Origin of the sequence: Sodalis sp. C49 (genome assembly GCF_046352915.1) — a bacterium.
Taxonomy (GTDB): domain Bacteria; phylum Pseudomonadota; class Gammaproteobacteria; order Enterobacterales; family Enterobacteriaceae; genus Acerihabitans.
This window is the reverse complement of the sequence record NZ_CP163303.1, coordinates 1571230-1587375: the sequence shown is the minus strand read 5'-3', so window position 1 is coordinate 1587375 and position 16146 is coordinate 1571230. Positions and strand designations below refer to the sequence as shown.

Here is a 16146-nt window from a genome sequence, read left to right as displayed (position 1 = left end):
TTATTCTCCTCTCATGCGCGGATTGATCAGCACGTACAGCACGTCGGCCACCAGGTTAAGCAGCAGGAAAGCCATCGCCACCACCAGCACCACCCCCTGCACCACCGCGTAATCGCGGTTGAACACCGAATCGACAATCATCTTGCCGAATCCCGGTATGGTGAAGACCTGCTCGGTAAGCACCGCGCCGCCAAGCAGCTCGCCAAACAGCAGCGTAGTGAGGGTGACGATGGGCACCAGCGCATTGCGCAGCGCGTGTTTGAGTATCACCCGCCCGGGCAGCAGGCCCTTGGCCTTGGCGGTGCGGATATAGTCCGCTTTCAGCACGGCGATCATCGCCGCCCGGGTATGGCGCATCAGCGTCGCCGCCAGCCCGGTGCCGAGCACCAACGCCGGCAGCAGCAGGGTGCGCAGGTTTTGCGCCAGGTCTTCGGTCAGCGGCACGAACCCCGAGGCCGGCAGCCACTGCAGCTTGACGGAAAACAGCAGGATCAGCAGCACCCCCAGCCAGAAGTTGGGGATGGAGATGCCGGACAAGGCGATAAAGTTGGCGCTGTAATCCACCCAGGTTCCCCGGCGCACCGCCGCGATAATACCGGAGGTGATGCCGAGCGCCATGGCGATGATCATCGACAGCAGCGTCAGTTCGACGGTCACGGGCAGCTTGCTGGCGATAAGCGTGGTCACCGGTTCCTGGGTGCGCAGCGAAATGCCCAGGTTGCCCTGCAGCGCGTCGCGCAGCCAGTAAAAATACTGCGCCGGTATGGGGTCGTCCAGGCGGTATTTAGCGCGCAGCATGGCGATTACCGCCGGGTCGCGCTCTTCGCCGGCCATGGCCACCACCGGGTCGCCCGGCAGCAGTTTTTGCAGCGAAAACACCATAATGCTGACTAAAAACAGGGTGGGTATCGCCAGCAATACGCGCTTGCCAATCAGTTCTAACATCATCGCTCCCGGATTCTCGACGCGCTACGGCGCCAGTTGCATACCCGCCAGGCGGATCAACCCGTCGGGATAGGGTTTGAATCCCGTTATTTTTTTCGTCATGCCGAAAATGCGCGGCTCGAAATACAGATAGGCCAGCGGCATATCCTGCTGCAACTGCGCCACCACCTGGCTATAAAGGACTTTGCGTTTGGCCTGGTCGGAGGTGGCGCGGGCTTGTTGCAGCCAATCGTCCACCTGCGGGTTGCTGTAGCGCCCGTCGTTCAGGTTGCCTTTGCTGTGGATAAACGAATAGATGCTGCCGTCCGGATCCGGACGGCCGGACCAGCCCGACATGCTGACCTGGAAATCTCCCCGCTGCTGGCGATCCAGCAGCGTGGCGAATTCAGAGGTTTGCAAATGGACATTAAACCCGGCTTCGCCGGCCATGGCCTGGATGACCTGGCCCACCTGCTGGGCATCCGGTCTGTTGGCCACCAGGAGGGTGGTTTCCACCGGCGTGGCGACCCCGGCGGCGGCCAGCAGGGATTTGGCTTTCTCCACATCCCGCGCCGGCACCGGCAAATCCACATGGTAAGGGCTGACGGTGGAGAACGGCTGGTTAGCCGGGGTGTATTGCCCCTCGAAGGCCACCTGGTTAATGGCGTCGCGATCCAGAGACAGGGAGAACGCTTCGCGTACCCGCGCATCCTTGGCAAACGGATCGCTGGGATTGGCCTTGCCGTTGGCGATATTAAAGGTCAGCCCCATATACCCAAGCCCAGTCACCTTGGCCAGGGCGAGCGTGGGATTGGCCTCGACGGTTTTCACATCGCTGGCGGCAATGCCTTCGGTCAGATCCAGATCGCCGGCGCGCAGGTTGGCCAGGCGCACCGAGGAGTCGGGAATGGGCATAAAAATCACTTTATCGAAGTGGTAGGCCTGTTTATTCCAGTAATTACCATAGCGCGTCAGCACAATGCGGTCCTGCTGCACCCGGCTGTCAAACTGGTAGGGACCGGAGCATACCGGGTGCGCGGCGAAGTTCTCCTTTGCGGCGGCCTGGGGCGCCAGCATGGTGCCCGCCCGGTCGGTGAGCTGGGAGAGCAGCGCGGCGTCGGCGTTCTTCAGGTGAAACGTCACGCTATAGGGGCCGGTGGCCTCGACGGACGCCACCGAGGACAGTTCGCTTTTGCGCAGCGATCCCGGCAGGGTCAGCGCACGATCGATATTAAATTTCACCGCCTGCGCGTTAAAGGCTTCGCCATCCTGAAACGTCACGCCCTGGCGCAGGTTCATGGTCAGGGTTTTGCCGTCATCGCTGTACTGCCAGTCGGTGGCGAGGCCGGGCACCACCTGCAGCTTTTCATCCACATCCACCAGCCGGTCGCACATGGCGGCGAAGACAAATCGGCCATAATAGGTCCGGGCCAGGTGGGGATCGAGCATGTCGGGGTCGCTGCCCAGACCGATACGCAAAATGCTTTCGGCATACGGCTGGCCGCTGACGCCAAGCAACACCAAACCACTCAGCGCGGTATAAAGCTTGTGACGGGAGTTCATGAGCATAGATTCCTTGTGGCAGTTAGGGTTTACGGGCCGCGGCGTCGACAAACAGCGCGCGCCGCCGCAGGAAAGCCGCCGACGGCGGCGCCATGACGATAACGCTGCGATCGCTGTTCAGTTCCCGCCAGCGGTGACACGCCACCTGGCGCCGATCGCCGGCGGGTTCCAGCGGCGGTTCATGCTGCCGGCAGACGTCCCTGACATGGGGACAACGGGTATGGAAACGGCATCCCGACGGCGGCTGCGACGGGTTGGGCAAATCCCCCGTCAGCAGCGGTCCGGATTGCCGGCCGCCTGGGGTTAACTGGGGCGCTGAAGCAATCAGCGCCCGGGTATAGGGGTGCAGCGGCTGATCGAAAATATCATCGGCGGCGGCGATTTCGACGATTTGCCCCAGGTACATCACCGCGACGCGATCGCTCATATGGCGGATCACCGCCAGTCCGTGCGCCACCACGATCAGGGTCAGGCCGAACTGTTCTTTCAGGCTCTCAAGCAGGTTGACCACCTGCGCCTGTACCGACACGTCCAGCGCGGAAACCGGCTCATCCCCCAGCAGCAGCGTGGGTTTGGACGCTAGGGCGCGGGCGATGCCGATGCGCTGGCGCTGCCCGCCGGAAAATTCATGGGGAAAGCGCCGGGCGTACAGGGCCGGCAGCCCGACGGTGCGCAGCAGTTCGGCCACCCGTTCGCGCCGCTGCGCCCGGGAAATCCGCTCATGCAGCCAGATGGGCTCGCCGACAATCTCCTCCACCGTCATGCGCGGATTGAGGGAGGCGAACGGATCCTGGAAAATGATTTGCAGCTCGCGCCGCAGCTGGTTCAACTGCCCGGCGGGCAGCATGCCGATATCATTGCCCTGGTAGAAAACCCGCCCTTCGGTGGCCGTCAGCAGGCGCAGCAGCAGCCGGCCGAGGGTGGATTTGCCGGAGCCGGATTCGCCGACGATGGCCAGGGTTTCGCCCGGCCAGACCTTCAGTGATACCCGATCCACCGCGTGCACCTGGCGCTGGCGGGTAAACAGGCCTTTGGGGCCCTGAAAGATTTTCGTCAATGCCACGCTTTCAAGGATCGGCTGGCTCATGCTCTGGCTCCCGGCGCGAAATGGTGTTCAAGCGGCGCGTAAAAACACGCGGCCTCATGGCCTGCGGCGACCGGACGCAGATCGGGCCGGGAACGGTGGCAGCGTTCGTCGGCGAACGGACAGCGGGTAGCGAAGCGGCAGCCGGCGGGCATGGCGTCCGCGGTGGGCACCGACCCCGGAATGGTGGCCAACTTGCCGATGCGGGCCGACAGGCTGGGCATCGAGGCCATCAGTCCGATGGTGTAGGGATGCTGCGGGTCGCTGAAAATGTCGTCCACGCTGCCGGTTTCGACAATCTGGCCGGCGTACATGACCGCCACCTGCTGCGCCACTTCCGCCACCACGCCGAGATCGTGGGTAATCAGTAAAATGGCGGTGCCGGTGTCCTGCTTGATTTGGTTAAGCAGGCTGAGGATACCGGCCTGGATAGTGACATCCAGGGCGGTGGTGGGTTCGTCGGCAATCAACAATTGCGGCCGGTTGATCAGCGCCATGGCGATCATCACCCGCTGGCGCATGCCGCCTGAAAGCTGGTGCGGATACGACTTCAGGCGCAGCTCCGGCGCCGGAATCTGCACCAAAGCCAGCATCTCCCCGGCGCGCGCCATGGCCTGGCGATAGCTGCCGCCCTGATGCCGCATCACCGCCTCCGCCAATTGGTCGCCCAGGGTAAACGCCGGATTAAGGGACGTCATCGGCTCCTGGAAAATCATGGCCAGCTGATTGCCGCGCAGGTTGGCGTATTGCCGCGGCGACAGAGCGCGCAGGTCGTGTTGGTTAAAATACAGTTCCCCCTGGTCGATACGGGCGCTGTCGGGCAATAAGCCCATTAACGCCAGCGAGGTGACGCTTTTGCCGCAGCCGGATTCGCCCACCAGCGCCAGGGTCTCCCCCGGCTGGATATGTAGCGAGATATCGTCGAGCACGCTGGCCGGCGAGCCGTGGAAGCGCACCCGCAGATGGGCGATATTCAGCACCGGCGGCGCGGGGGATGTGGGGATCGTCATCAGGCTTGAGGCTCCTTGTCGATGGACAGGACAGTGATCAGCGCCTGTTGCAGCGCCAGCAGATGTTCGGTCATGACGGCGGCGGCCTCCTCGGGCCGGCGGGCCTGGAGATAGCGGATCAGGCGCTGGTGCTGCCGGTTATAGTTGTCCAGCCGCGCCGGGTTGCGCGCCTTCTCGCGCTGATGGCGCCAGCTGTCGTCGCGGCGTATGGCGTCCAGCGCGTCAAACAGGCCGAGCAGCAGCCGGTTGCCGGCCGCTTCGGCCAGCGTCCGGTGGAAGGCGCTGTCCCACAGTTCGTGCTGATCGCTGTCATCGGTTGCCAGCACCTGCATCCGCTCCTGGAGGCGCGCCATCAGCGCCAGCTGTTCCGGCGTGGCGCGCAGGGCGGCCAGGCGCGCCAGCCCCGGCTCCAGCTGCAGACGGGCTTCCATCACCTCCAGCAGCGTCGATTGGCGCGGCAAGCCTTGCAGCACCAGCGGTTGCGATGGGGCATCGGGACCCAGGAAGGTGCCCTTGCCCTGTTTGCGCCACACCCTGCCTTCCATCTCCAGTACGTCCAGCGCGCGGCGGATCTCCCGGCGCCCGACCTGATAGCGTTGCGCCAGCTCCCGCTCGGTGGGCAGCGGCAGCTCAGGCGCGGGGTGTTGCAGGATCAGCGCGCGCAGCTGTTCCAGCGCGGAGAAGGACGACGGCTGTTTTGTCATGACTCACACCCTGATTTGCCATAATCGTGTCGATAACGCCCTGATGGCGCGCTGTTCCGCCGGAACGCACGCCATCACTCATTACCTTTCATCACCATCAAGCACAAATCGAACCAATTTTTTATTGGTTCGCTCTTTTTTTAATCGAACGTTGCAGATGACTGGAATTTCAGGGGATTTGTTGCGGGCGTGCGAAGTGCCCGGCCGTCAATGCCGGGGATATCATTAAGGCAACCGCCATGGAGGGAGAGGATGCACCACGGGTGGGCACACCACGCACCGCGCTGCATCAGGAATTGCCGCTCTCAGGCTAACCGCCGCCCTGATGCCGGGACGACGGTTAGCGCCGGCGTCAGTATCTTTCCAGCCAGTGGGCGTAGGGGGCGGGCAGCGTCCAGGAGGGACGTTCAATCTTCAGTTCACGGGCGGCGTAATAACTCCAGTGGGGATTGGCCAGATGGGCCTTGCCCACCATGACCAGATCCAATTGCTGGTCCTGAACGGCTTTTTCGGCCAGGTCCGGCGTACCGAATCCCCAGGCGGAGGCGACCGGGATATCCGCGTCCCCGCGCACCCGCTTGGCGATCGGGCCCATAAAAGCCGGTCCCCAGGGAATAGTGGCGTCGGGGGTGGAGAACCCGATGCTGACGCTGAGCATATCCAGGCCGGCCTGTTTGAAGCGCGTGATCAGGTCAATGGATTCAGTCAGGGTCTGCTCGTCGCGCCCGTCGAACTCCAGCACGCCGAACCGGGCGGTCAGCGGCAAATGTTCCGGCCAGACTTCGCGTACCGCCGCCAGGGTTTCCAGCAGGAAACGGCCGCGGTTAACGGCGCTGCCGCCGTACTGGTCGTCGCGCTGGTTGGAATGGGCCGAGAAGAAGCTCTGGGCCAGGTAGCCGTGGGCGAAATGCAGCTCCAGCCATTCGAATCCGGCGTCGCGCGCCCGGCGGGCGGCGGCCACGAAATCATCACGCACCCGGGCGATATCGTCAAGCGTCATGGCCTTGGGCACTTTCGGCAAATTGGCGCCAAAAGCGATGGCGGACGGCGCAATGGTCTGCCAGCCGCGCGGGTCGCTCTCGGCGATATGGTCATCGCCCTCCCAGGGCCGGTTAGCGCTGGCCTTGCGGCCGGCATGGCCGATCTGGATGCCGGGCACCGCGCCCGCCGCTTTGATGGCCCGCACCACCGGCACAAAGGCCTGGGCCAGGGTATCGTTCCAGATGCCGGCGCAGCCTGGGGTGATACGCCCCTCGGGGGAGACCGCGGTGGCCTCGACGATCACCAGCCCGGCGCCGCCGCGGGCGAGGGCGGCCAGATGGACCTGGTGCCAGTCGTTGATCAGGCCTTCATCGGCGGAATACATGCACATGGGCGGCACCGCGATGCGGTTGCGCAGCGTAACATCCTTGAGTTTAAAGGGTTGAAAGAGTGCTGACATGGTTCGGGTTCCTGTATTTGTTGGCGCGATGATTTACTGTAGCCTTATTCTGTAATTCGATAATATTCGAATTATGGCTTTTTGACAAGCCGTTTGCTATAGTCGCCCCATGCGCCCCTTTAAACATCCGTCGATAAATGAATTCGCTCTCGAACGCGTGCTTTACGCCTTGAGCGACCCGTTGCGCCTGGACATCGTGCGCCGCCTGGCTCAGTTGGGCGAGGCCAGCTGCGGCGAACTGGACGGCGGCCGCCCCAAATCCAGCGTTTCCCATCATTTCCGCGTGCTGCGCGATGCCGGGCTGGTCTATACCCATAATGTCGGCACCACGCACATCAATACGCTGCGCAGCGATGATATGCAGGACCGCTTCCCCGGCCTGCTGACGACGATCCTGGCGCAGCATTAACCGCCCCCGCTTCGCCAATATCGCCTAATACGCCGCACCACGGCCTGAATTTCCCCTTTTCCGTTTTCGCGGCAAATCTGTGATCGCCATCTTATTGACCAAAAAGCAACTGTGAATAACATCACATTAATCTTTCATTAACATATCTACCATTGGTATTACCACTGGTTAAGGCTGATGAATGACAGATGACGATTAAACGCGGGAACGGGAAACAGGACACCGGCAACGGCTACGATCGGGTCGTCGGATTTCTGCGCGAGCAACTGCTGTCGGGGGAGCTCAAGGCGGGGGACTGCCTGCTGCCGGAGCGTGAGCTTTCCGCCCGGCTCGGCGTAAGCCGGCCGGTGCTGCGCGAGGCCTTGCGCGCCCTGGCGATGATTGGCGCGGTGGAGATCCGCCATGGTATCGGCACGGTGGTGAAAAAACCCAGCGTGTCGATTCTGGGTGAATTTTTCACCTTTGTACTGGCCCATCAGGCGGATGTGATTGACGACGTGATGCAGGCGCGTATTGCCATTGAACGGCAGGCGGTGCGCCTGGCATGCCGCCGGGCCACGCAAGGGGATTACGATCGGCTGGCCGAATGCCTGCGCGCCATCATCGACACTATCCATACCCCGGAAGTCGGCGGCCTGGCGGATTTCCACTTTCATGAAGCTATCGTGCTGGCGTCCGGCTCGGCGACGCTTATCAGTATTTACCAGTCCATCAGCGCGCTGATGATGCGTTCGCACCTGGACCGGCGTGAACAGATTATCCAGGTGGACGGCATCGAGGAGTTCCTGATCGATCACCACCGGCTTATTTTTGCCGCCATCGTCGGGCGCGACGAAGCGCGCGCCGACGAACTGCTGGCCCGCCATTTCGAGATCGGCGCGGACTTTCGCCGCCGTGCCACCATCCGCATGGCAGGCGCGGCGCCTTTTACCGACTAAACCACGACCGCAGAAGGAAACCCGAATGAATATCGTTATTGGCAGCGATCACGCCGGCTTCCGGCTGAAGCTGGAACTGGCCGACTGGCTGCGTGCCGCCGGCCATGAGGTGGACGACATCGGCAGCCACACGCCCGACCCGGTCGACTTTCCCGATATCGCCCATGCCTTGTGCGCTAAGGTGCGCCAGGACGCCGGGCGCCGAGGCCTCCTGGTGTGCGGCACCGGCGTGGGCGCGGTGATCGCCGCCAACAAAATCAACGGCATCCGCGCCGCCGTGTGCCACGACATCCATTCAGCGCACCAGGGGGTGGAGCACGATGATGTCAATGTGATGTGCATGGGCGCGCAAATCGTCGGATCGTGGCTGGCGCGCGATTTGGTCGACGCGTTTTTGCAGGCCCGGTTTGTCCGTGATGAGGACTTTGTCCGCCGGGTCGACAAACTTAACCGTCTTGAACAGCAGGACTGATCCTGGGGGAGGCAATCACATGAATGAGTTAACACCAAAAGGCAACGTCGGTTTCCTCGGCTTGGGCGTCATGGGACGCGAGATGGCGCGTAACCTCGCCCAGGCCGGCTTTAGCGTGCGCGCCTATGATGTGCTGCCGGCGGCCGTTGCGGCGCTGGCGGCGTATGGGATACAGCCGGCGCGGGATATGGCGCACGCCACCGCCGACGCCGATATCGTGATCTCCATGCTGCCCGACACGCCGCAGGTGGAAGACGTGGTGCGCGGCGACGGGGGACTGTTGGCGTGCCCTCCGCGCGGCGGCCTCTACGTGGATATGAGTACTATCGCGCCGGAGGCGACGCGCGCCATGAGCCGGGCGCTGGCGGCGCAGGGCGTGATCATGCTGGACGCGCCGGTATCCGGCGGGCCGGCGGGGGCGAAAAACGCCGCCCTGAGCATTATGGTCGGTGGCGACGCCGCGGGATTCGCCCGCGCCGAACCCTTCCTGCGGGCAATGGGCACCACCATTAACCATGTCGGGCAATCCGGCGCCGGTCAAACGGTGAAACTGTGCAACCAGCTGATTTGCGCCATCAATATCCAGGCCATTTGCGAGGCGCTGGCGCTGGGGCGCGCCTATGGCATCGATCTTGGCCAGATGCGCGAGGTGCTGCTGGGGGGATCGGCGGCGTCCTGGATGCTCGACAAACTGGGCACGGCCATGATCGGGGGCGATACCTCCGCCGGCTTTCGCATCGATTTGATGATGAAGGATTTGCGTCTGGTGCTGGACGCGGCGCGAGAGCGTCCGGTGCCGCTGCCGGCCACCGCGCTGGTGGCGACGCAATACCAGGACGCGCAGGCCCACGGCGAGGGATCTAACGGCAACCAGGCGCTGTTCAGGGTTTACGACCGGATCACCGGGCGGGAAACGGCGGCGGCGACAAAATAGGTAGCGGGTTATGAAGCTTGATTTCACGGCGATATTCACGCAATGGCAGATGCTGAGGGACGGCGCGCTGCTCACCGCCGAGCTGGCGGTCATCACCACCGTTTTCGGTTTTCTGATAGGCACCTTATGCGCGGTGGCGCGCCGTTCCGAGTGTGCCTGGTGTTCCCGTATCGCGGGGGTGTACATCGAAGCCATTCGCAATACGCCGTTTCTGGTGCAGATCTTCCTGGTGTATTTCGGGTTGTCCAGCCTGGGTTTTTCGTTTACGGCGTTCACCGTCTCGGTGATCGCGCTGACGATAAACGTCGGCGCCTATACGGCGGAGATCATGCGCGCCGGCTTTGAGTCCATCCATCCGGGGCAATGGGAAGCGGCGGAAACGCTGGGGTTATCGACCTGGCAGCAATATTGGCATGTGGCGCTGCGTCCGGCGATAGAACGCGTTTATCCGTCGCTGACCAGCCAGTTTATTCTGTTGATGCTGGCCTCGTCGGTGACGTCGCAGATTTCGACGGAGGAACTGACCGCCACGGCCAATTTTATCCAGTCGGAGACCTACCGGCCGTTTGAAACCTTTTTTGTCGTCGCCGGTATTTACCTGGCCCTGTCGTTCCTGATGCGATTTGCGTTCTGGCTGGTGGGGCTGGCGGCTTTTCCCCGCCGCCGCCGCCTTGGCACCCCGCTTTGAGGAGCGAGACATGAATTCTTCCCTTAATCCCGCGCATATCCAGTTCCTGCTGGAGGGCGCCTTCTGGACCCTGATCCTGTCGCTGATGGCCTTCGGCGGCGGCGGCCTGGTCGGTTTCCTGGTGGCCCTGGGGCGTATCGCGCCGCTGCGCGGCGTGCGTTTTCTGGTGAGCGCCTATGTCCAGCTTATCCAGGGCACGCCGCTGCTTATCATTATGTTTATGATTTATTTCGGCCTGCCGTCGCTGGGGTTCAGTATTTCCCCGTTGTTTGCCGCCGGGGTGTCGCTGACCCTGTACGCCAGCGCTTACCTGGGGGAAATCTGGCGCGGCTGCCTGCAGGCGGTGCCGCGCGCGCAGTGGGAAGCGGCGGAATGCCTGGCGCTGTCCCGCGCCCAGCGCCTGTTCAAGGTGATACTGCCGCAGGCCGTGCGGCTGGCGACGCCGCCCACCGTGGGATTTTCGGTGCAGATCATCAAAAATACGTCCCTGGCGTCGGTGGTGGGTTTTGTCGAGCTGGCGCGGGCCGGTCAGCTTATCAATAACTCGATCTTCGAGCCGTTTATTACCTATCTGATTGTCTCTTTGCTCTATTTTTGCCTGTGTTTTCCGGTGTCGGTATTAAGCCGCAGGCTTGAACGCCGCGCCATGGTTAAAAAAACGGCGCGGCAAAACGCGGCGCTGACCAGAATGGCCTAAGCGTTAAAGGAAATCATTATGTCGATTATCGTGCTTGATAAGGTGCAAAAAAGCTTTGGCGCGGTGCCGGTGCTTAACGATGTGTCTTTTTCCGTGGATCGGGGGCAGGTGGTGGCGTTGATTGGCGCCAGCGGGTCGGGGAAAAGCACCGCGCTGCGCTGTATCGATCGGCTGGAGAAGATTAACGGCGGCAGCATCGAGGTGTGCGGCCATCGCGTCGAGGATCCCCATCTTGACCTGCGTAAGCTGCGTCAGGATGTCGGCATTGTGTTCCAGAGTTATAACCTGTTTCCCCATCTCACCATTGAGCAAAATATCACGCTGGGGCCGATGTCGGTTAAAAAACAATCGAAAGCCGACGCGCGGCGCCTGGCGCATTCGGTGCTGGAGCAGGTGGGTCTGGCTGATAAGGCGGATAGCTATCCGGAGCAGCTTTCCGGCGGACAGCAGCAGCGCGCGGCCATCGCCCGGTCGCTGGCCATGAAGCCGAAGGTGATGCTGTTCGACGAGGTGACCTCCGCGCTCGATCCCAAGCTGACCGGCGAAGTGCTGCGTGTTATCGAACGGTTGGCGGGCAGCGGGATGACCATGATCATGGTGACGCACGAAATGAATTTTGCCCGGCGCATCGCCGACAAAGTGGTGTTTATGCACCAGGGCGCCGTGCATGAAAGCGGCGGCGCCGCCATTTTAAAACAGCCCGCCACCCCGGCGCTGCAGGATTTTATCGCCAACGAGCTGTAGCCGGCGGCGTTGGCCCGTCAGGTAACCCTGGAGAAAACTATGCGATATATGAAACGATTGGCTTTGTTGGGCACCCTGTTTTTGTGGCTGGCGTTTAATCCCGCCGCGGCGGCGACCAACGCCTGGCAGGAGATCAAGGAGCGGGGCACGCTGCGGGTGGCGACCGATTTGTCCATTCCCCCTTCCGGGATGCTGGACGCCAGCCTGAAGCCGATAGGGTCGGATGTGGAAACCGCGCAGTTGCTGGCGCAGGATTGGGGGTTGAAACTGCAGTTTATCGAGACCACCGGTCCGACGCGGATCCCCAATCTGCAAACGGGTAAGGCGGATATCGTCATATCAACCCTGTCGGTAACGCCGCAGCGGGCGCAGGTAATCGATTTTACACGCGCTTATGCCGGATTGCGGTCGGTTATCGGCGCGCCCGCGGCGACGAAAATCGGCGGCTGGGACGACCTGAAAGGTAAAGCGATTACCGTGACGCGCGGTACCACCCAGGATACGCAGCTGAGTACGGAAGCGGCAAAACGGGGTTTTACCGTGCAGCGTTATGACGACGACGCGACGCTTGTGACTGCCGCGGTGAGCGGGCAGGCTTTTGCGGTGGCGACGTCGGCCACCTTGGTTAACCAGATAAAAAAACAGAACCCGAAGCTGGCGTTTGAGCCGAAAATGACTCTGCAGGTGTTCGATTTGGCGATCGGGGTGCCGAAAGGGCAGCCGGAGCTGAAAGCCAAACTGGACGAGTGGATTGCCGCCAATCTGAAAAACGGCAAACTGAACGCTATTTATCAAAAATACCATGGCGAGCCGATCCCGCCGGAAATCATTAACCGATAGAATGCCGGACCAGCGACTCGCGCGTGATCTCGGCGATGGCGCGGGCGCCGGTGAGGGTCATGGCCACGCGCATTTCCTTGTCGATAAGCGTGAGCAGGTTGGCCACCCCCCGTTCCCCTGCCGTCGCCAGGGCATAGATATACGCGCGCCCCAGCAGCACGGTGTCGGCGCCCAGCGCAATCATGCGCACCACGTCGAGGCCGTTGCGAATACCGCTGTCGGCGAGGATAGCGATATCGCCTTTGACCGCGTCGGCGATGGCGGGCAACGCGCGGGTGGAGGAGAGCACGCCGTCGAGCTGGCGTCCGCCGTGGTTGGACACCACGATGCCGTCCGCGCCGAAGCGTACCGCGTCCCGGGCATCCTCCGGGTCAAGTATGCCTTTGATGATCATGGGGCCCTGCCAGAATTCCCGGATCCATTCCAGGTCGCTCCAGGAGATGGACGGATCGAAGTTTTTCGCCAGCCAGCCGATATAGTCTTCCAGGCCGGTGGGTTTGCCCACATACGCGGAGATATTGCCGAGCACGTGGGGACGTCCGCGCACCCCGACATCCCAGGCCCAGGCGGGATGGGTTATCGCCTGCAGATAGCGGCGCAGCGCCGCGTTCGGCCCGCTCATGCCCGAGTGGGCATCGCGGTAGCGGGCGCCGGGAACCGGCATGTCCACCGTGAACACCAGCGTCGAGCAACCCGCGGCCTTGGCGCGCTCCAGCGCGTTGCGCATAAAGCCGCGGTCCTTGAGCACATAGAGCTGGAACCACATCGGCTGTGTTATGGCGGAGGAGACCTCCTCGATGGTGCCGACCGAGACGGTGGACAGCGTAAAGGGGATGCCCTTGCTTGCGGCGGCCCTGGCGGCCTGGACCTCGCCGCGCCGGGCATACATGCCGCAAAGTCCGACCGGGGCGAGGGCGACCGGCATGGCGAGCCGCTGGCCGAACAGCGTCGTCTCCAGGCTCAGCTGCGACATATTCCTGAGCACCCGTTGCCTGAGCGCCACCTGCGCCAGGTCCTCGACATTGCGCCTTAAGGTGTATTCGGCGTAGGCGCCGCCGTCCAGGTAGTGAAACAAAAAGGGCGGCAGCTTACGTTGGGCCGCCGCGCGATAATCGGTTGCAGCTGAAATGATCATGTATCCTGTTCTCGCATCATGTCGGTGTCGGTATCCTGATAAGCCAGGCGGGTAACGCGCGCCTGCCGGGCTTCGTCTTCGTGCAGGGCTTTCAGCGTGGTATGGACGCACTCCAGATGTGTTATCGCCGCGCTGCGCGCGCGTTCGGGGTCGCCGGCCAGTATGGCCTGCAGCAATTCATGGTGTTGTTCGGTTAATTTGGCGAAAATCACCGGCACCGTATACATGCGCCGCCGGCTTTGCATTACCGAGGATTGCAGCAGCTCGAACAAACCGCGCATGGTTTGCAAAAGCACCAGGTTGTGCGAGGCCTCGGCAATGGCCAGGTGAAAACGCACGTCGGCCTGCGCGGCCAGATCGGGATCGTCGCTCTCGCTGACCCGCAGCGTGGCGTCAAAACACACCCGCAGCCGCTCCCTGTCGGTGTCGGTGGCGCGCCGCGCAGCGTGCCATGCGGTGCTGGCCTCGATAGCCAGCCGCGCTTCCAGTACGTCATAACGATAATCAGGATCCTCGGCCATCAGCATTTTCAGCGGCAGGACGATGCGCTGCCCGGACCATTGATGAAAATCATCCTGAACGTAGGTGCCGCCGCCGCGACGGCTGACCACCCACCCCTGGCTGCTGAGTTGCTGGATGGCCTCGCGTACCGATGAGCGCGATACGCCAAGCTGGGATGCCAGCTGGCGCTCGGCCGGCAGGCGCATGCCCGCGGCCAGCCCGCGCTCCGCTATCAACTGCTTGAGACGCAGGGCGATATGGTCGGCCACGCGGATATCATCAGGTAAGGTCATGGGATCATCCAAGGCAAAATATACGCCTGCAGGGTAGTGATAGCCCCGACGATACTGCAAAAAATCAGGCTGTGCTTCACCGTAAAGCGAAATAAATCCGGCTCATGGCCCACCAGCCCCGCCGCCGCGCAGGCGATGGCGATGGACTGCGGCGAAATCATTTTGCCGGTGACGCCGCCGGTGGTATTGGCCGCCACCAGCAGCACGTCGGATACGCCGATCTGCTGCGCGGTGGTGGCCTGTAGCGCGGCGAACAAGGCGTTCGAGGCGGTGTCGGACCCGGTAAGGAATACGCCCAGCCAGCCGAGGAACGGCGAGAAAAAGGTAAACGCCCGGCCGGTATGCGCCAGGGCCAGGGCCAGCGTCGCGGACAGGCCGGAATAATTGGAAATAAAGGCAAAGGCCAGCACCATGCCGATGGAGTAGATAGGCAGCGCCAGATCCCGCAGGGTCTCTTTAAATGTCGCCAGCGCCGCGCGCGGCTTCATGCGCAGATAGGCGATCGAGATAAAGGCCGCCACCATAATGGCGGTGCCGGTGGCCGAGAGCCAGTCGAACTTATACACCGCCGGGTACGGCAGGAACGTCGCCACCACCGGCGGCGTTTTTGCCACCAGCTTATCCAGGAAGGGCACGGAAATGCTTACCACCCAGCTTTGCAGCGGGCCGCCGGCGGCAAACAGCGCTTTAAACGGCGGCACGCTCCAGAGGGTTACCGTGGCGGTCAGGAAAATAAACGGCATCCAGGCGCGGACGATTTGCCCGGCCGTATAGGTCACGGCCGGCGCCGGCTGGGCCGGCTGGCCGCCGTCGCTGAACCGGAAGATGTGCGCCGGATGCCAGACGCGCAGGAACAGGGTCAGGCATACCAGCGATACCAGCGAGGCGATAATATCCGGCAGCTCGGGCCCGATGAAATTCGAGCTCAGATACTGGGCCAGGGCGAAGGAGATCCCCGCCACCAGGACCGCGGGCCAGGTTTCCCGGATCCCGCGCCAGCCGTCCATGATCGCCATGATCCAAAACAGCACGATAATGGTCAGGAACGGCAACTGTCTGCCGACCATTTGCCCGATAGTAAAGGGGTCGATATTGGCCACTTGCCCGGCGACGATAATCGGCACGCCCATGGCGCCGAAGGCCACCGGCGCGGTATTGGCGATCAGGCATAAGCCGGCGGCGTACAGCGGCTTAAAACCCAGCCCCACCAGCAGCGCGGCGGTAATGGCCACCGGCGCGCCAAATCCGGCGGCCCCCTCCAGGAACGCGCCGAAACAAAAACCGACAATCATCATTTGCAGGCGCTGATCGGGGGTAACCGACAAAATAGAGGAGCGGATGATATCGAACTGGCCGGTCTTGACGGAAATCTTATAGACAAAAACGGCGGCGATGATAATCCATGCAATCGGCCATAAGCCGTAGAAAAAGCCGTAAACCACCGAGGCCAGCGCCCGATCGAGCGGCATGCGGAACAACAGCAGCGCCACCAGCAGGGCCAGGATGGTGGTAATAGTGCCCGCCAGGTAGCCTTTCAGGCGTAATTTAATCAGCGCGAAAAAGAAAAACGCGATGGGAATCACGGCGACCAGGCTCGATAGCCAGATATTGCCGAGCGGGTCGTAATTTTGTGGCCAGATTGGCATGTCATGCTCTCCTGTGACTCGATGTCCGTCGGTGGGTATGCGCCGGGCCGCCCGGGCGCGTCCTGCCCGGCGAATAGGGTTGGCGCAGACAGCAAACTTGGCCTTGGTCATGAAAAAAATGTG

General features: G+C 62.4%; 17 protein-coding genes. 8 read left to right on the top strand and 9 right to left on the bottom strand.

The features are described from left to right. From ABUK12_RS07090 to ABUK12_RS07065, 6 genes are all read right to left on the bottom strand, one after another. The gene (locus tag ABUK12_RS07090; RefSeq protein WP_410016572.1) at nt 1-945 is read right to left on the bottom strand and encodes an ABC transporter permease; all 945 of its coding nucleotides are present in this window, start codon (nt 943-945) and stop codon (nt 1-3) included. Between the two features lie 24 nt (nt 946-969). Continuing rightward, the gene (locus ABUK12_RS07085; protein WP_410015618.1) at nt 970-2487 is read right to left on the bottom strand and encodes an ABC transporter substrate-binding protein; all 1518 of its coding nucleotides are present in this window, start codon (nt 2485-2487) and stop codon (nt 970-972) included. Between the two features lie 22 nt (nt 2488-2509). Further along, complete coding sequence (locus tag ABUK12_RS07080; RefSeq protein WP_410015617.1) at nt 2510-3574, bottom strand: ABC transporter ATP-binding protein; 1065 nt, start codon at nt 3572-3574, stop codon at nt 2510-2512. Beyond that, nucleotides 3571-4584 (bottom strand): ABC transporter ATP-binding protein, encoded by a 1014-nt coding sequence (locus ABUK12_RS07075; protein WP_410016571.1) that lies wholly within the window; start codon nt 4582-4584, stop codon nt 3571-3573. The genes ABUK12_RS07080 and ABUK12_RS07075 overlap by 4 nt, the downstream gene beginning before the upstream one ends. After that, complete coding sequence (locus tag ABUK12_RS07070) at nt 4581-5285, bottom strand: FadR/GntR family transcriptional regulator (RefSeq protein WP_410015616.1); 705 nt, start codon at nt 5283-5285, stop codon at nt 4581-4583. Before ABUK12_RS07070 ends, ABUK12_RS07075 begins: the two co-directional genes overlap by 4 nt. A gap of 352 nt (nt 5286-5637) precedes the next feature. After that, a complete protein-coding gene (locus ABUK12_RS07065; RefSeq protein ID WP_410015615.1) occupies nt 5638-6726 on the bottom strand; it encodes an NADH:flavin oxidoreductase/NADH oxidase in 1089 nt (362 codons plus the stop codon). A 109-nt stretch (nt 6727-6835) separates the two neighbouring features. Here ABUK12_RS07065 and ABUK12_RS07060 point away from each other — a divergent pair, with 109 nt between their 5' ends. The 8 genes from ABUK12_RS07060 (at nt 6836) to ABUK12_RS07025 (ending at nt 12448) form a co-directional block, all read left to right on the top strand. Beyond that, the gene (locus tag ABUK12_RS07060) at nt 6836-7135 is read left to right on the top strand and encodes an ArsR/SmtB family transcription factor (RefSeq protein ID WP_410015614.1); all 300 of its coding nucleotides are present in this window, start codon (nt 6836-6838) and stop codon (nt 7133-7135) included. Between the two features lie 188 nt (nt 7136-7323). Continuing rightward, entirely contained in the window at nt 7324-8073 is a 750-nt protein-coding gene (locus tag ABUK12_RS07055) for a FadR/GntR family transcriptional regulator (RefSeq protein WP_410015613.1), read from the top strand. A 25-nt stretch (nt 8074-8098) separates the two neighbouring features. Further along, nucleotides 8099-8545: an RpiB/LacA/LacB family sugar-phosphate isomerase gene (locus ABUK12_RS07050; RefSeq protein ID WP_410015612.1), complete on the top strand. Its 447-nt coding sequence runs from the start codon at nt 8099-8101 to the stop codon at nt 8543-8545. Nucleotides 8546-8564: 19 nt separating this feature from the next. After that, nucleotides 8565-9479, top strand: coding sequence for an NAD(P)-dependent oxidoreductase (locus ABUK12_RS07045; RefSeq protein WP_410015611.1), 915 nt, complete (start codon nt 8565-8567; stop codon nt 9477-9479). Between the two features lie 10 nt (nt 9480-9489). Then, nucleotides 9490-10167, top strand: coding sequence for an amino acid ABC transporter permease (locus ABUK12_RS07040; RefSeq protein ID WP_410015610.1), 678 nt, complete (start codon nt 9490-9492; stop codon nt 10165-10167). A gap of 10 nt (nt 10168-10177) precedes the next feature. Then, complete coding sequence (locus ABUK12_RS07035; RefSeq protein WP_410015609.1) at nt 10178-10864, top strand: amino acid ABC transporter permease; 687 nt, start codon at nt 10178-10180, stop codon at nt 10862-10864. 18 nt (nt 10865-10882) lie between these two features. Continuing rightward, nucleotides 10883-11608, top strand: coding sequence for an amino acid ABC transporter ATP-binding protein (locus ABUK12_RS07030; RefSeq protein ID WP_410015608.1), 726 nt, complete (start codon nt 10883-10885; stop codon nt 11606-11608). A 39-nt stretch (nt 11609-11647) separates the two neighbouring features. Beyond that, nucleotides 11648-12448, top strand: a complete 801-nt coding sequence (locus ABUK12_RS07025) for a transporter substrate-binding domain-containing protein (protein WP_410015607.1) — start codon at nt 11648-11650, stop codon at nt 12446-12448. Here the strand turns inward: ABUK12_RS07025 and lldD are convergent. The 3 genes from lldD to lldP are packed head-to-tail and all read right to left on the bottom strand — an operon-like array spanning nt 12438 to nt 16023. Beyond that, nucleotides 12438-13583 carry an FMN-dependent L-lactate dehydrogenase LldD gene (gene lldD, locus ABUK12_RS07020; RefSeq protein WP_410015606.1) on the bottom strand — a complete coding sequence of 382 codons (1146 nt, stop codon included), beginning with the start codon at nt 13581-13583 and terminating at the stop codon, nt 12438-12440. The two genes, ABUK12_RS07025 and lldD, sit on opposite strands and share 11 nt — an antisense overlap. Beyond that, complete coding sequence (gene lldR, locus ABUK12_RS07015; RefSeq protein ID WP_410015605.1) at nt 13580-14377, bottom strand: transcriptional regulator LldR; 798 nt, start codon at nt 14375-14377, stop codon at nt 13580-13582. The genes lldD and lldR overlap by 4 nt, the downstream gene beginning before the upstream one ends. Further along, the gene (gene lldP / locus ABUK12_RS07010) at nt 14374-16023 is read right to left on the bottom strand and encodes an L-lactate permease (protein WP_410015604.1); all 1650 of its coding nucleotides are present in this window, start codon (nt 16021-16023) and stop codon (nt 14374-14376) included. The genes lldR and lldP overlap by 4 nt, the downstream gene beginning before the upstream one ends. Nucleotides 16024-16146 lie beyond the last annotated feature (123 nt).

Bases quoted from the DNA above. Each gene is read 5' to 3' on its own strand.
- ABUK12_RS07090 (WP_410016572.1), bottom strand. From the start codon at position 945: ATGTTAGAACTGATTGGCAAGCGCGTATTGCTGGCGATACCCACCCTG.
- ABUK12_RS07085 (WP_410015618.1), bottom strand. From the start codon at position 2,487: ATGAACTCCCGTCACAAGCTTTATACCGCGCTGAGTGGTTTGGTGTTG.
- ABUK12_RS07080 (WP_410015617.1), bottom strand. From the start codon at position 3,574: ATGAGCCAGCCGATCCTTGAAAGCGTGGCATTGACGAAAATCTTTCAG.
- ABUK12_RS07070 (WP_410015616.1), bottom strand. From the start codon at position 5,285: ATGACAAAACAGCCGTCGTCCTTCTCCGCGCTGGAACAGCTGCGCGCG.
- ABUK12_RS07065 (WP_410015615.1), bottom strand. From the start codon at position 6,726: ATGTCAGCACTCTTTCAACCCTTTAAACTCAAGGATGTTACGCTGCGC.
- ABUK12_RS07060 (WP_410015614.1), top strand. From the start codon at position 6,836: ATGCGCCCCTTTAAACATCCGTCGATAAATGAATTCGCTCTCGAACGC.
- ABUK12_RS07055 (WP_410015613.1), top strand. From the start codon at position 7,324: ATGACGATTAAACGCGGGAACGGGAAACAGGACACCGGCAACGGCTAC.
- ABUK12_RS07050 (WP_410015612.1), top strand. From the start codon at position 8,099: ATGAATATCGTTATTGGCAGCGATCACGCCGGCTTCCGGCTGAAGCTG.
- ABUK12_RS07045 (WP_410015611.1), top strand. From the start codon at position 8,565: ATGAATGAGTTAACACCAAAAGGCAACGTCGGTTTCCTCGGCTTGGGC.
- ABUK12_RS07040 (WP_410015610.1), top strand. From the start codon at position 9,490: ATGAAGCTTGATTTCACGGCGATATTCACGCAATGGCAGATGCTGAGG.
- ABUK12_RS07035 (WP_410015609.1), top strand. From the start codon at position 10,178: ATGAATTCTTCCCTTAATCCCGCGCATATCCAGTTCCTGCTGGAGGGC.
- ABUK12_RS07030 (WP_410015608.1), top strand. From the start codon at position 10,883: ATGTCGATTATCGTGCTTGATAAGGTGCAAAAAAGCTTTGGCGCGGTG.
- ABUK12_RS07025 (WP_410015607.1), top strand. From the start codon at position 11,648: ATGCGATATATGAAACGATTGGCTTTGTTGGGCACCCTGTTTTTGTGG.
- lldD (WP_410015606.1), bottom strand. From the start codon at position 13,583: ATGATCATTTCAGCTGCAACCGATTATCGCGCGGCGGCCCAACGTAAG.
- lldR (WP_410015605.1), bottom strand. From the start codon at position 14,377: ATGACCTTACCTGATGATATCCGCGTGGCCGACCATATCGCCCTGCGT.
- lldP (WP_410015604.1), bottom strand. From the start codon at position 16,023: ATGCCAATCTGGCCACAAAATTACGACCCGCTCGGCAATATCTGGCTA.